At 34.8% G+C, this 15,359-nt stretch carries 15 protein-coding genes; 8 read left to right on the top strand and 7 right to left on the bottom strand.

Features of this window, described 5'->3' with window-relative positions; all coding sequences use genetic code 11:
- Positions 1-139 precede the first annotated feature (139 nt).
- The 5 genes from ACTB0X_RS17880 (at position 140) to ACTB0X_RS17860 (ending at position 5,855) form a co-directional block, all read left to right on the top strand.
- Positions 140-667, top strand: a complete 528-nt coding sequence (locus tag ACTB0X_RS17880) for a hypothetical protein (protein WP_463026425.1) — start codon at positions 140-142, stop codon at positions 665-667.
- Between the two features lie 158 nt (positions 668-825).
- Positions 826-2,058, top strand: a complete 1,233-nt coding sequence (locus ACTB0X_RS17875; protein ID WP_463026424.1) for a TRAFs-binding domain-containing protein — start codon at positions 826-828, stop codon at positions 2,056-2,058.
- A gap of 5 nt (positions 2,059-2,063) precedes the next feature.
- Positions 2,064-2,465, top strand: coding sequence for a TIR domain-containing protein (locus ACTB0X_RS17870; RefSeq protein ID WP_447113051.1), 402 nt, complete (start codon positions 2,064-2,066; stop codon positions 2,463-2,465).
- Positions 2,466-4,259: 1,794 nt separating this feature from the next.
- Positions 4,260-5,168: a hypothetical protein gene (locus tag ACTB0X_RS17865; RefSeq protein ID WP_463026423.1), complete on the top strand. Its 909-nt coding sequence runs from the start codon at positions 4,260-4,262 to the stop codon at positions 5,166-5,168.
- Positions 5,169-5,216: 48 nt separating this feature from the next.
- A complete protein-coding gene (locus tag ACTB0X_RS17860) occupies positions 5,217-5,855 on the top strand; it encodes a hypothetical protein (protein ID WP_463026422.1) in 639 nt (212 codons plus the stop codon).
- 53 nt (positions 5,856-5,908) lie between these two features.
- Here the strand turns inward: ACTB0X_RS17860 and ACTB0X_RS17855 are convergent, their stop codons facing one another.
- Together ACTB0X_RS17855 and ACTB0X_RS17850 are read right to left on the bottom strand one after the other, a co-directional pair.
- A complete protein-coding gene (locus ACTB0X_RS17855) occupies positions 5,909-6,364 on the bottom strand; it encodes a thioredoxin family protein (protein WP_463026421.1) in 456 nt (151 codons plus the stop codon).
- Positions 6,365-6,366: 2 nt separating this feature from the next.
- Positions 6,367-8,670: a TonB-dependent receptor gene (locus tag ACTB0X_RS17850; protein ID WP_463026420.1), complete on the bottom strand. Its 2,304-nt coding sequence runs from the start codon at positions 8,668-8,670 to the stop codon at positions 6,367-6,369.
- 204 nt (positions 8,671-8,874) lie between these two features.
- On the opposite strand from ACTB0X_RS17850, the gene ACTB0X_RS17845 reads away from it, so the two are divergent.
- The gene (locus ACTB0X_RS17845) at positions 8,875-9,114 is read left to right on the top strand and encodes a hypothetical protein (RefSeq protein ID WP_463026419.1); all 240 of its coding nucleotides are present in this window, start codon (positions 8,875-8,877) and stop codon (positions 9,112-9,114) included.
- Positions 9,114-9,392 (top strand): type II toxin-antitoxin system RelE/ParE family toxin, encoded by a 279-nt coding sequence (locus tag ACTB0X_RS17840; RefSeq protein ID WP_463026418.1) that lies wholly within the window; start codon positions 9,114-9,116, stop codon positions 9,390-9,392. The genes ACTB0X_RS17845 and ACTB0X_RS17840 overlap by 1 nt, the downstream gene beginning before the upstream one ends.
- Before the next feature lie 87 nt (positions 9,393-9,479).
- Here the strand turns inward: ACTB0X_RS17840 and ACTB0X_RS17835 are convergent, their stop codons facing one another.
- From ACTB0X_RS17835 to ACTB0X_RS17815, 5 genes are all read right to left on the bottom strand, one after another.
- Positions 9,480-10,142 carry a hypothetical protein gene (locus ACTB0X_RS17835; protein ID WP_463026417.1) on the bottom strand — a complete coding sequence of 221 codons (663 nt, stop codon included), beginning with the start codon at positions 10,140-10,142 and terminating at the stop codon, positions 9,480-9,482.
- A 173-nt stretch (positions 10,143-10,315) separates the two neighbouring features.
- Positions 10,316-11,188, bottom strand: coding sequence for a UbiA-like polyprenyltransferase (locus ACTB0X_RS17830; protein WP_463026416.1), 873 nt, complete (start codon positions 11,186-11,188; stop codon positions 10,316-10,318).
- 22 nt (positions 11,189-11,210) lie between these two features.
- Positions 11,211-12,155, bottom strand: coding sequence for a succinylglutamate desuccinylase/aspartoacylase family protein (locus ACTB0X_RS17825; RefSeq protein ID WP_463026415.1), 945 nt, complete (start codon positions 12,153-12,155; stop codon positions 11,211-11,213).
- A gap of 22 nt (positions 12,156-12,177) precedes the next feature.
- Positions 12,178-13,086 carry a 30S ribosomal protein S6--L-glutamate ligase gene (gene rimK / locus ACTB0X_RS17820; protein WP_463026414.1) on the bottom strand — a complete coding sequence of 303 codons (909 nt, stop codon included), beginning with the start codon at positions 13,084-13,086 and terminating at the stop codon, positions 12,178-12,180.
- 19 nt (positions 13,087-13,105) lie between these two features.
- Positions 13,106-13,534 (bottom strand): ATP-dependent zinc protease family protein, encoded by a 429-nt coding sequence (locus ACTB0X_RS17815; RefSeq protein WP_463026413.1) that lies wholly within the window; start codon positions 13,532-13,534, stop codon positions 13,106-13,108.
- A gap of 94 nt (positions 13,535-13,628) precedes the next feature.
- Between ACTB0X_RS17815 and ettA the strand changes: the two genes are divergently transcribed.
- A complete protein-coding gene (gene ettA, locus ACTB0X_RS17810; protein ID WP_463026412.1) occupies positions 13,629-15,311 on the top strand; it encodes an energy-dependent translational throttle protein EttA in 1,683 nt (560 codons plus the stop codon).
- Positions 15,312-15,359: the final 48 nt, after the last annotated feature.

Below are 15,359 nucleotides of genomic sequence, written 5' to 3'. Positions count from 1 at the left end.
CAATATTTTAAAACAAACCCGGTAGATGGACTTGACTTTTACTTCAAATAATAGAAAGCCAGCTTGTAACACTGTATATGCGATAATTGCTTCCTATCGTCAGCAACTACGCATATACTAAACGTTGTGTGGCATTTGAATGAAGACATTATACAAAATACTAGGACTAGCAGTCATTGACTTTGGACTGATTTGGTTATGGGTTTACCAAATGGACCCTGACCCAAGTGTGTCCATCGGAATTATTCTTTTAGTTCCGTTTGTTTTCGTACTGAATTTGATAATTGCAGGAGTTCTATTCTTTGCTAAAAAGAAAGAGTTTTCGAGAATATTTCTTATCAACTCTCTTATTGCTTCAATTATAATGTTTTATCTATTTGGAGAAGGAATTGACAGACACCAAAACAATCGTTTGGAGCAGTGGAGATTTCAAAAAGCTGATACGACTTTTTCACTGATTAGATGGAAAGAGACAAACGAGTTTAGTATGACGTATAGCTTAAATCCAGGCTCGTCTTGGGGATTTTTAGACGGAACTTGCAAGAAGGAAAACGACAATTGGATTTTAAAAACTGACTCATTAAAAATGACTATTGACGAAATGGACAACTTAATAGGTTTCAGAAATCCAACTGACACCCTTGAAATGAATAAAATAAAAAGATAAAAACGCCACACAACAACGCATATAGCTTATGGCGGGGGAACGGCTACCAGCAAGGTTTTCGCTCCGTAGCCAGCTTAGGTTTCGGTGGACAGGAAAGTGCTTCGAAACCGCCACAAGCCATATGCAAACCGTTGTGCGTCATGCGAAAAAATAACTAAATGGAAAAAATTTGCTTTGTAATAATGGGATACGGAAAAAAAACCGACCCGACTTTGGGGAAAACGTTTGATTTAGACGTAACCTACAATACAATTATAAAACCATCTGTTGAAAATGCAGGTTACACTTGTATTAGAGGTGACGAAGTGTTGGAATCAGGAATAATTGATAAAAGCATGTATGCATTACTGATACACTCTGACCTTGTTATTGCTGACATAACAACATTTAATCCTAATGCAATTTATGAATTAGGTATTAGACATGCAGCAAGACCTTATTCGACAATTGTCATGAAAGAAAAGGATGGAAATATTCCGTTCGATATTAATCATAACAAGACCTTTACTTACTCTCATATGGGTGAAGATATTGGTAGTAAAGAAGCAGAAAGATGTGTCAAACATCTTACAAACTTGATACTTGAAATAGATAAAAGTCAAGAAACCGACAGTCCTTTGTTTCATCATATTAGAGGCGTAAAACCTTATTCATTACCGGAAGATGAATATATACAGGTAATTAAAGAATTAGCTGATAAAGAAAAAAGCATATTTGCTCTGACTGAAAAGGCTAAATACGAAATGAACAATAGTAATTTCAAAGAAGCCAAAAAGTTTTGGAAAAAATTAGTGGATAAAGTTGAGAATGACACTTACTTCGTTCAGCAACTTGCTCTTTGTACGTACAAAGACAAGACAATCAGTCCAAATATTGCATTAATTGACGCTTTGGGCATTATAAAACAATTAGAGCCTGACGACAGGAATACAATTGACCCAGAAACACTTGGAATTACAGGTGCTATTTACAAAAGACTTTGGGAAAATAATAATACAGAAATTGAATATCTTGACAGAGCAATCGAATATTACAAAAGAGGATTTACAATTAATCAAGATTATTATACAGGAGAAAATTATGCTTTATGTCTGAACCTTAAAGCAAGCATAACGACAAATTCAGACGAAAAAATCTACTTAAATTATTCTGCTAAAGAAACAAGAAAAGAAATCATTGAAATTATCCAAAAATTAGCTGAAGATGAAGATTTTGAGATAAGAAGTGATTTAATGTGGATTTACGCAACTTTATCTAACTGCTACATGGGAATTGAAGACGAGGAAAATCATCAGTTGTATGAAAAGAAATTCAAAGAATTAAACCCAGTAGATTGGCAACAAGAGACCTATGAAAAGTCTTTAAATTACTTAAAAGAATTATTAAAATAAAAAATATGGCAAGAGTTTACAAAGTCTTTATTAGTCATTCATGGTCTTATGTGTCAGACCTTAAAAGTTTACAAACATTACTTGAAAATCGTGGATATTTCAATGTACAATTTGAAGAAGCATCACCTGACGTTCCTATTAATTCAGTTAATGCTGAATATATCAAAACACGATTAAGAGAAAAAATAAGAAATTCAGATGTGGTTTTAGGTATTGCAGGAATTTATGCATCACATAGTGAATGGATGGCTTGGGAATTAGATACAGCTATCAAAAATAATGTACCAATAATTGGTGTAGCGCCAAGAGGAGCTGAACGAATTTCAACAGTTGTAACATCAAGGTCAAAAGAAGATGTTAAGTGGAATACAGAAAGTATTGTTGCAGCTATTAGAAGATGGGCTTAAAAACAAAAAGCACGAACGCACAACAATGGCTATAAGTAATTGCTTGTTCTCGCCTACTTCTGAAAATCCTCGCGGATTTTCAGTTTGGTGTGTATTTGCAATGTTAAGTGCTAAACCACGCAACTACTCATAGCCGAGACCGTTGTAAATCATTGAAAAAATCTGTACCACAAAATGAGGTATTTTAAATTCTCGTTTTCTTTCCTTACTTTAAAAATAAACTTGGTTTTATTTTTTTTAATCGCTTTGCCCTTTTTGATAAGCTCATTACAACTTTTGTCTTTGGAAAAAAATCTTTCCTTTTTAAAAAATCAACAAGTTAATATTGGAATTAGCTTAGAAAGAATTCGGGGGACTAACGATGGATGGGAAAATAGAAGAAATGAATTAAGGTCAAAATTAAAAAAGTTAAAGAATCGAAGTAATCAATTGGCTTACAATAGATTTTGGTTTCAACTAATTAAAGATATTTTAGTTATTCCTATTATACTTTCTATTCTAATTTCACTTAACTCATTTAAAACTACAAGAACCATTGTAATTGACATATTCTCTAATCACAAAGATTTCATTGGGAAATGTTTACTGATTTTTTCAGTTTGCGTTGTAGGTCTATATTATTTATTCTCAAAGCAGATTAACCCTTTGTTAATAGACGATACAAACTTTTTTTATACCGGATTTATTCTAACATTTTTCCTAATTCTAACATCTTGCATTTTTAATTTAAAATCGAGGCAATTTGTATGGTTTATAATTGGTTTACTCACATTGACTCCCTATTTACTTTTTATGTTTGTTTTGCTTCTATTTATACTAATGGGACCGTGGAAATTTGGATAAAAAACGATATACAACAAAATATAAAATACATTGGGCGGTAGTAGGTTACGGAAGATCGATAGTTTCTTGAAATTCCGCAAAATCTGCACGCAGATTTTGTACTGTTTAATAAATTACAAAACAGCTTTGCAGTTTTTTCTATTCAGTAAATTGAAAACATTATCTTTACCTACCGCCTAACTAATCTTATACGGGCGTAAACAACATCAGAACGAAAATCAAAAACGAAAAATAATAAATGAAATGTTCTGTTTGCACAAACGAAATTAAAGAGAATTATTGTTCAAATTGTGGTCAATATTTCAAAGATAGTAGAGTTACCTTTCAAACAATATTTGTGGATTTGTTTGATAGTATTTTTTCTCTTGAAAAATCTTTTTTCAGAAACATTAAAATTGCAGTAAGCCAACCCAAGACAATAACTACTAACTATTGGAATGGATTTAGGAAATATTATTTTAGTCCTGGGAAATTCTTTACAATTGCATCTTTATTTCTACTATTACACTATTCTATCGCAAATGATTTCTTGGGACTTGTAGTAACAAGTAATATTTCTTCACAATTTGTAATTTTATTAGCGAATATTTTCTTGTTAACTCTTTCTAGTTCTATACTCTATATACAATTCAAAAAAAATATATTTGAGCATTTAATTTTGAATATTTATAATGTAAGCTTGTGGGTAATTATTTTTTTTCCGATATCAGTTATTTTGAGTCTAACAGTAAATAATAATAGAACGGAACAATTCTTTTATATACTATTTCACATATTGGTTATAATTTGGAACTCCAAAGCTTTTGAATTGACCAAATTCAAACGTTTTCTCTTTGTTACACTAAATTTAATTTTGTTTTATGGAACACTAGTTTTATTAGTGTATAAGTATGGTAAATTTTAATCTAAAATCTAAATTTAAGAGAAATACAAAAAAGCTATTTGCAACAAATGCAATTATTAATACCGGTTTTGGTGTTTAGCAGGAAGTATAGAGTTTTATGCAAAGGCCGCCAAATATTTTTGATTTGGCTTTGGCAGCAAAAAGATAAAAACAAAATACAACGCTTTAGCACAGTGCAAACCAGAAACCTTATCGATTTCTACTGCCCTAATTTCCATATAATAAACCATTATAACACATTTATAAAAATAAAAATGTTAACTAAAAGAGCACTTCTTATTGTACTATTATTAATCGGATTTATCATTAATTCGATAGGTCAAGAAAAATACCTGACAGAATCAAGCACTCATATTTTTTGGCAACCTGAAAGACAGTTAAAAAAAAGTGACTTTCAGGGAGACGGGACTGACAATCCAAAATGTCTCAAATATTGTGAAAATCATGATTTATGTACAAGTGCTTTTGTTGGTTTATTTGCAGTATTGGACATTCCCAAGAAAAAAGGAAAACGTGGAAGGCTAATTGAGAAGGCGTATTTTGCTCCTGTTTTTGAAAAACATACATCTTATATTTTAAATAACGACACAGCCGGTATTAAAAAACAAGAGGTGATTTTCGATATTTATGAATTATCAGCCAGATTTGCACGAAAACAATTAAATCATTTTCAAGACTCAATGCCAGGATATGGTATTACAACAATCATGTTTAAAACAGTTCAATCAAGAGCAAATGAAATGCAGACATCATTAATTGATAGCTATTCTCAAGACCTATACATTAATAAACGGAAAGGAGCATATAGCGAGTGGAGGGAAAAAATCAATGAGCTCTTATACGATTCACGAGAATTCGCTACCACGCCAGAAGATTGCTACCGTTTTATTATAAATGAACCAATTGAATCAGGTTATATCAAAGCAAAAAAAATAGTTGGAAATCTCGATAAATAAAAACCATTGTAGTGCATTAAAAAGATAACAAAGCAGATATTTTAACAGTTGAGAATAATATCAGTAATGATCATTTTGATAGGTATAGTCGCTTGCGAGCCTCCAGTTAAATTTACAGAGCCGCAACCAGTCGACACGGACAATCTTTCAAAATTTCCAAGTCGGCTGAGAGGGGTTTACCTTAGTCTTTCGGACAGTTCAATATTATCTGTCAATGACAAACTGATTCAAAGAACAGATGACTTTGACTACAAAATTCACCCTAATCAACTAGACAGTGCCTTTCGACTTTCAGGAGACACCCTATTTAACTTAGAAACTAGTGAAAGAGAATTAATCAAACAAGATGGCGACAGTTTGTTAATTCACATTCATAATGTTGACACCTTGTTTCTAATGGATTATAATAATGTTGTGAGAAAGTTCAAAGGTTGCTACTTTCTGAACTCACGTTACGACAAGACGGGTTGGTCGGTTGAAAAGATGCAATTATCAAAAGGACAACTTATGATTAGCAGTATCTCGACAAGGGAAGAAATTGAAAGTTTAAAAGTAATCACTGAAACTGTTCAAGATACTGTTGCTCCTTACAATTTTACAGTGACTAAAAGGCAGTTTAAAAAGTTTGTCAAAAATGGCGGATTCAGTGATAGTGAAACATTTGTAAAAATGAAAAACACCCTATAATAATCCCTAAATATTTCCACTTTTTAGCGTAGCGTTAATTATGAAAATTAAAGTCAATCTATTAAATCATTCATCCACTTCCACAACTTCTCCTTCGATACAAATCCGACGGTTTTATGCACTAATTCTAATTGGTCATTCAAAATAATTAGTGTTGGGAAAGTAAGACCATTATTGCTTTTTCCAATGTATTCTGCCAACGCGTGGTAATGATTCGCCGTTGCTCCTTCGTAGATTCTGCCAAAAAAACTTATCGCCTGTTTTTCTTCTGCATTTAATTTCAACGCATAAAAATGTTCATTGATTAGTGCAGCGGTTTCATCATTGGAGAATACCGTTCCTTCTTGCATTTTACAGATTTTGCACCAATCGGTATGAATGAAAATTAGAATTGGTTTTTTCTCCTCCGCGAATTTAGTTGTCATTACTTCAAAACTGATCCAATTTACTTGGGCAGAGGCAGCCAATGAAAGAAACAACAACTGAAAAAGAAGTAAAAAATGCTTCATGATTACTTCAACGTATATTTGATTCCTATAAATCCACGAATACCTTGGTTGGCCGCATAAACATAAGAAGGGTCAAATGTTAACGCATTGGGATTGTTTGGTGTGGCTACCACATTTTCATTGGCATCGAATTGTACCTTTTTATCAAATGGATCGAACGATCGAGCAATGCTGTTTCGAGCAGGAGTGAAGTTTAAAAAGTTCTTAACGCCACCATAAATTTCCCACTGTTGATGAATGGGTTTGGTCAACTGAATATTCTGAATGCTAAACCAGGGAGAATATTCACTACGATCATCTAATTCTCCTAACAATGGCAATCGCATTGGGCTGTATATATTTCCAGTGTAATTGATTCTTAGGTTCAAAGGAAGTATCGTGTATTCGATGCTCCACACACCAGTAAAATTTTCGGTTAACAATTGTCTTTCTTTGGTACCATTTTCTTCAATGGTTACATCCATCAAAGTGGCTCCTCCCATAATTTTTATTCCATTCTTAAGCACGATGTCCGCATTCAATGAAACTCCTTTTGAAATGGCTTGACCATCTAAGTTGGCGTAAATTATTTTATTGGGGTTGGTCTCGTAATCTGGCACAATGCGGTTGGAAAAATAGGTGTAAAAAATTGAACCGTCCAAATTAATGTAGGTCTGATTTTTAGTGTAAAATTTCTGAACAACATTAAGATTTACATTGACGGATTGTTCTGGTTTTAAGGCTTCAGTAAAAACAACTTCTCTTGCACCGGTTAACGCAGCGTGATCTTCCGTAAATACGTTGGCCACTCTAAACCCATTTCCTGCGCTCAATCGGATGATGGTTTTATCCTTTTTAGAGTTCCATTTGTAATTGACTCTGGGCGAGTAAATATTTCCATGAATAGTGTTGTGATCGTATCTCAGTCCAAGAAGTAATGTGTTGTATTCATTCAGAGTGATTTGATCTTGAATAAATAATCCTGGTAAATGGATGTTTGAAGGATTGTTTCCACTGCTGTCCGATTTAAATGTTGCACCAGTATTGTCGTCGTAATAGGTGTAGCGATAAGCTGCCCCAAACAAGAAATCATTGGAATGAAGTAATTCATTGTTCCAAGTCAGTTGGCCAAATGCGATTCGTTGGTCGGCGATATACTGGTCTGCTCCGTATACCGAGTTTTGTTGGTGCCCATTGGCACTGAATTGAAAATTGAAGTTTTCATCATTAATGGGCAGTTGGTAATTACCAAATACTTCCCATCTGTTGGTATAAATACTTTCTCCATAAACGGAATCTCCACCTCTAAATTCTGGACGCCAATTCATTTCTCCTCCCCATCGATCTTCGTAAACATAGCGCATCCCGATATTGAATTCTCTGTTTTCCTTTCTATCAAAAGAAACCTTGTTAAACAAGGAGATTCGATCTTGTAAAGTAATGTCCGTAAATCCGTCGTTGTTAAGGTCTAATGGATTGCTGTAATTGAAATAGTTGACTCCAAGTAGTGTAGAGCCTTTTTTACCTAATTTGAATTTAGCTCCTAAATCGGCATTGGTTTCTGCCCAAGTAGTGGAGTATACATCAGCAGAGAAGAGGGGGGCTGCACTTGGCTTTTTGGTAATGACATTGATTAGTCCCCCAACTGCTTCCGAACCATATAAAGTTGAAGCAGGACCTTTCACAATTTCGACTCTATCGATGAGTGAAGCTGGGATTCCTGTTAATCCATAAACGGTGGATAATCCACTCACGATTGGCATTCCGTCAATTAATATCATGGTATACGGCCCTTCCAAACCATTAATGTGAATGTCTCCTGTGTTGCATACGCTGCAATTCAATTGTGGACGAACTCCATTGACATTTTGCAGAGATTCAAATACAGATGGATTTTTATTGTTCTCGAAATATTTTGCAGTGTATACTTCCACTGGCACGGGACTATTTTTTTTAGACATTTCTTTCATAGTGCCTGTAACGACTACTTCGTCAATATCTAAGTTGCTTTGAGATAGTAGAAAGTCAATCGTGATGGTTTCATTCTCTTTAATCGTAATGGATTTTGTTTGTCGTTCAAAACCGATGAATTGTGCCATGATTTGGTATTCTCCTATTGGAATATTTAAGATTTCAAATTTCCCATTTTCGTCACTGGCGGCACCCAGTTTAGTGTTGGCGAGATATATGTTCGCAAATGGAACGACTTCTTTGTTGGCTTGTCGAACTGTTCCAGAGATATTCCCAGTTTGGCTATTTGCAAAAAAAGGTTGAAATATTAAGTGCGTAAGAATTATGCTTAGTAGAATTTTTTTTTGTAGTTGCATTTCATTTTTTAGAAGTGCAAATATATAAATTTAGGTTAGTCTAAATATAACACTATTAAAAATATTTTTAGGTTAGGCTAAAAATATTGTGTGGTGATTTTTTAAATTGTGGAATGCGTCTTAGTTTTTAGCTATAAATCAGGGAGGTAATCATAAAGTAGATTCAACCCTTAAAATAATTAACTTTGATAAAAATAGAGTAGAATGGATTTACAAGCAGAAAAGTTAGACCTCATTCAATGGTTGGTTCAATTGTCGGATGAAAAACTGATTAGAAAGATTAGTGCGTTGCGCAAGGAAAAAATAGAATCTGATTCCAAAATGTCTGCCCAAGAACTAGATGAAATTGAAGAAGGGAAGCAGGATTTAAAGGAAGGGCGATATTATACTCATGAGGAAGTAATGAATAATGTCGAAGATCGATTTGATGATTTATTAAAGTAATGTATCGGATTATCTGGTCAAGGAGAGCCTTAGTTGGTTATGCATCTATCTTGAAGTATATAGATAGGAACTGGACTAGTAGAGAAGTTAAACACTTTGAAAATGAGGTGAAAGATTTTCTTGATTTATTAGTCAGTAATCCTAAATTATTAAGAGTAGTTAGCAATAATGTAAGAAGAGGGCCTGTTAATAAGCTAACTATGCTGACTTATCAGATTAATAGACAAAAGAAAGAAATTCAAATTTTAAATTTAAGGAGTACACGATTAAAGCCATAATAGTGTTATAATGAGTCTCAAAAAAAGGAACCGCATCATCTGCGATTCCTTTTCCTTCAGTAGTAATAATTGGTTGTATGTTGTTTGCTACTTTTTCATTTCTCTTTCCTTTTCAGTAGCTATTTTTTCATCGGCTTTTGCGCCAGGTTTATTTGCTACTTTCAACGCTGCATATTTTGTCTTAGTTTTCGCAATTTCAATATTGTTTTCAGCTTTTAAGGTAGGTTCAACAACGTTTTTACGTTCGTTCAATGCATCCCAAATTAATTCAGCTTCTTTCCAATCTTCGTTGCTCATCGCATCTTGATTGACATCGATATAATTTACAAAGTCAGCATATACGTCTTTGATATTTTCGGCTGTTACATTCGACAAATCCATGTTTCTGTCGTTACTTTTAACGATCATATACATCTCATTTACCTTGGCAGCTCTTTCATTGGCTTCCATGTCGTCCATCTTGGCTTTTGCATCAGCTTTTAGTTGCTCATACTTGTCTTTCAACTCTTCAAATTCTTTCTTGGAGTCATCAGATAACTGATCTATTTCATCACCTACTTTATTTTTCTTTTCGACGTACTTTCTTTCTACTTCTTCCCAGTTGGCTTCAGTTTCTGCTGAAAGTTCATTTACATATGCTTCAAATTCCTCTAAGTTTTTTGAATCGTTATTTTTTGTAGAATCGCAACTACTTAAAAATCCTATACCTCCGATTAGTAATGCTGCTACTGTGATTTTGTACCTTTTCATAATTGTTAAGTTTTATAAGTTTCTTAACCAATAGAAAAAGACGAGCCAGAAGGACATGCTAGGGTTATTGATTTGCCAATGAGTGTGTTGTTGAGCTTTTCAAAAAAGATGTTCGAATAGATCTTGTAGGGAAAAATTCCCATTTTGTAAAGAACACACCTTAAAAAAGAAATTTAGATGGCGTAAACTAACTCAAGAATGGTAAAGACAGCAAATAGAACGGATGCCACTCCGTTGGTCGTAAAAAAGGCCAAATTTACTTTAGAAAGATCATTGGCTTTTACGATTAGATGTTGATAAGTGAGTAATGCTAAAAACAATGCGGTTCCAATCCAATAGAAGGTACCGAAATCTGCTTTATACCCAGCATAAATGATGAAACTTGCAGTAAGAATGTGCAGAAATGTAGAAAATCCCAATGCGCCATCTTTCCCCAAGAATACAGGAATGGACTTTAAATTCATCTTTTTATCAAATTCGTAGTCTTGGAGGGCGTAGATAATATCAAATCCAGAAACCCAAAACAAGACCGCAAAAGAAAAGTAGAGTGGAAGCCAGGCAAAAGAACCGACCACGACTAAATATGCTCCGATTGGTGCCAATGCTAATCCAATCCCTAAAATTAAATGACACAATGCTGTAAATCTTTTGGTTAAACTATAACCTAAAACTACTGCCAATGCAACAGGGGAGAGGTAAAAGCAAATGGGATTGATGAAATAGGTCGTAGCGATGAAGAACACACAGTTTCCGATGACGAACCATTTGGCAGATTTCGGAGTAATGGTTCCATTTGGAATTTCTCTGATTTTGGCGGTTCGCTCATTGGCCGAGTCGATGTCTCTATCAATGTATCTATTAAAGGCCATGGCTGAATTTCGAGCGAAAATCATGCACAGAATCATTGGAATGAAGGTGATCCAATTAAAAGTATAGATGGAAAATTTGATTGCCAAAAAATATCCAATCAATGCAAATGGCAGTGCAAATATGGTGTGACTAAACTTAACAAGTGATAGGAAATTTTTAACGGGAGAAGCCTTCATTCAATCTTATTTTGTTGCAAATTTAATGAATCCCAATATGGAAAAGGGCATCCCCTTGATTTACCAATGGCATATTGTTATGTCCGATAATAATACCAGCGTGAGTAGCTTTTACTTTCGTTTCAAACTGCCCAAAAGGGTCGGTTATTTTTCCGATAATTTGGTTTTTATTTACCTCCTTACCAGAATGTATTGTAGCTGTAAACATACCTGAACTCTTGGCTCTTATCCACGAGCTATTGCTGCAAAATACATTCTCATCCTCATGTGGAGCTTGTGTGGTCATACCCAAATGTTTCATCACTCGCTTAGCTCCTCGAATTCCATTTTGAATAACATGCTCATCGAATCGCATGGACTCTCCACCTTCAAAAACGATGATGGATTTGCCCATTTTGTGGGCTTCTTTTCTTAGACTCTTGTCAATTAATTTAGAAGCCATTGTGATTGGAGCATTGAATACATCTGCTATTTCTTTACTGTATTCGTCAGTAGGAGAAAACCGGCATTGTGGATAGTTGTATCTACTTGCTCCACCGGTATGAAAATCAATTCCTAAATCAATTTCTTTTAAAACTTTGTGCGTAAGGTTGTATGCAACTCTTGCAGCCAAAGAACCAGTCAAGCTTCCGGGAAAACTTCGATTAATGTCTTTTCCGTCAGGTACTTCTCTTGAAAAGTTTAAGAATCCATAAATGTTCATAATCGGAATAGCAATTATAGAACCACAGTGCAAATGCTCAAAGCTGTGATTAGCCACCATTCTGCGAACAATTTCAACTCCATTGACTTCATCTCCATGTAAACCTCCGCTCAATAACAATATAGGCCCAGGATTTTTACTTCTATAAACATATATTGGCAAATCGATTTTAGTGCCTGAAGCCAATCTAGCTATATTTAAAGTGATAACCGCATTTTCGCCGTCTTTAACACCTTGCCTATTGATAGAAATCATTTTACTCATGGATCTTATCTGAATTTAGTTATTACGCACCAACCTTATCTTTCAAGCTGTTCTTTTTGCCTGCGTTTCCTTCGATGTACTCGATTATTTTACCAGCAATATCTACCTTAGTTGAGTTTTCAATACCTTCTAATCCCGGAGAAGAGTTTACTTCTAAAATCAATGGACCTCTTTCAGATTGCAGCATATCTACTCCTGCAATACTTAATCCCATCGCTTTTGCCGCTTTAATTGCGGCAGTTTTCTCAGAACGTTTCAATTTGATATTAGTGGAACTTCCACCTCGGTGTAAATTCGATCTGAATTCGCCTTCCTTTCCTTGTCGTTTCATGGCACCAACTACTTCGCCGTTAACCACAAACGCTCGGATATCAGCACCGCCTGCTTCTTTAATAAATTCTTGAACTAAGATGTTAGTATTCAGTCCCCAAAAAGCTTCAATTACTGATTTTGCTGCTTTTTGTGTTTCAGCTAAAACCACTCCAAGTCCTTGAGTTCCCTCTAGAACTTTAATAATTAAAGGAGTTCCGCCAACACTTTTGATCAAGTTAGATATATCATCTGGATGCCGTGCAAAAGCAGTTTTAGGAATGTCCAATCCTTCTCTCGACATAATTTGGATACTTCTCAGTTTGTCTCTTGACCGTGTAAGGGCCACAGATTTTACCACAGTAAACACATTACACATTTCAAATTGACGTATTATGGATGCACCGTAAAAAGTGACTGATGCGCCGATTCTTGGTATGATGGCATCAAAACCTTCTAATTTTTCGCTACCATAATAGATAGCCGGTTCCTGCTTTTGATTCACTATGTAGCACTTGGTGTGATCAAGTACATGTACTTCATGCCCTCGAGATTCCGCTGCTTCGACCAATCGTCGGGTAGAGTATAGCTTTTTATTTCGAGAGAGAATGGCAATTTTCATTTTTGAGTCCTTATGATTATTAATTGATTTTTATTTTTGAAACATCGATCAAATATCCGTTTTTTAATAGTTTTCTACCGATTAATACTGGATATTTCATTTTTTGCCGATCGGTTAAACTGACGTCAGTTAGGTAGCTTTTTCCAGCTAATTTTATTTTTGTTTTGATGATGTATCGATTTTCCTTTCTACCATTCGAACTTTTTACTTTTTTCTGTCCAAAATCGGTGCTTGTAAATATTTTTGCTGGATACTCTGGGTGCTCAGGATCTAAAATGTCAAAATGCAATACATCTATTCCTTCTATTTTTTCAACCCATATTTTGTGGCAATGCAGTGCAGTACTATATGCTCCAGTATCAATTTTTGCTTCTATTCCTAAAAGTTGGAGTTTTGGAAAATCCACAACTTCAACCCTTCCTATTAAAACTTTTTCCTTTTTGGCCATTAATCTGTATAAAATTGTGCTTACTACTTGTTAGTGGTCGTATTTTTGTCAAATTTGCATAAAATATTGAAACCTATTTCAAAAATACAAGATTATGAGCGACGATAAGAAGATTATTTTCTCAATGGTCAACGTTTCCAAAGTATTACCATCCGGAAATACTATTTTAAGTAATATCTATTTGTCCTTTTATTATGGGGCAAAGATTGGGATCATTGGATTAAACGGATCTGGAAAATCCACATTAATGCGAATTATTGCTGGAGAAGACAAAGACATTAAAGGAGAAGTGGTTTTTTCTGATGGATATAAAGTCGGGATGCTTTCACAAGAACCGTATTTGGATCCTGAAAAAACAGTAAAACAAGTAGTAGAAGAAGGCGTTCAAGAAGTCATTGATGTGTTGAAAGCCTATGAAGCCTGTAATGAAAAGTTTGGAGATCCTGAAGTATTAGAGAATCCGGATAAGATGGAAGCCTTGATGAAAGAGCAAGAAAAGCTATCTGAAAAAATAGACCAGTACAATGCGTGGGAATTAGATCAGCGTTTGCAGCGTGCTATGGATGCATTACAGTGTCCTGATGGAGATACTCCAGTTACTGTATTATCTGGTGGTGAGCGTCGTCGAGTGGCATTGTGTCGTTTGTTATTACAAGAACCAGATGTATTGTTATTAGATGAGCCAACCAACCACTTGGATGCGGAGTCAGTATTCTGGTTAGAGCGTCACTTACAGCAATATAAAGGAACTGTAATTGCAGTTACCCACGATAGATACTTCTTAGATAACGTAGCTGGTTGGATTCTTGAATTGGACAAAGGAAAGGGTATTCCTTGGGAAGGTAACTATTCTTCTTGGTTGGACCAAAAGACTAAGAAAATGGCTCAAGAAGAAAAATCAGAAAGCAAACGAAGAAAGAACTTGGAGCGAGAATTAGAGTGGGTGAGGATGAGCCCCAAAGGACGTCAGAGTAAATCTAAAGCACGTTTGAATAATTACGATAAGATGATGAGTGAGGGTGGAATGAAGAAGGAATCTTCTTTGGAAATTCCAATTCCTAACGGACCTCGTTTGGGTAACGAAGTGATTGAAGCAAAATTAGTCGCGAAAGCATTTGATGGAAAGATTCTATTTGATGATTTGAATTTTAGGTTGCCTCCTGCAGGAATCGTTGGAATTATTGGACCAAACGGTGCTGGTAAAACTACTTTGTTCCGTTTAATTATGGGTGAAGAAACTCCAGATAAAGGAGAATTTGCAGTAGGTCAAACGGTAGCGCTTGGTTATGTTGATCAATCACACAAAGATCTTGATCCAGCAAAATCGATCTATGAAGTAATCAGTAACGGACAAGAACACATTGAAATTGGTGGTCAAACATTGAATTCAAGAGCTTATATTTCTCGTTTTAACTTCTCAGGTTCTGATCAGAATAAAAAAGTAGGTGTATTGTCAGGTGGTGAACGAAATCGATTGCATTTGGCAATGACGTTAAAAACTGAAGCCAACGTATTGTTACTGGATGAGCCGACCAACGACATCGATGTAAATACATTGAGAGCATTAGAGGAAGGGATCGAAAACTTCGCCGGTTGTGCTGTTGTGATTTCTCACGATAGATGGTTCTTAGATCGGATTTGTACACACATCTTAGCTTTTGAAGGAAATGGGAATGTCTATTATTTCGAAGGTGGATATTCAGACTACGAAGAAAACAGAGCAAAACGATTGGGTAAAGAACCAACTCGATTCAAATATAAAAAATTAGCCGATTAATTATCTAATATTAATTGAATTAAAAACGCCTTTTGACGAAAGTCAAAA

Source organism: Acidiluteibacter sp. (assembly GCF_055129545.1).
This window is presented reverse-complemented; position numbering and strand designations above follow the sequence as displayed.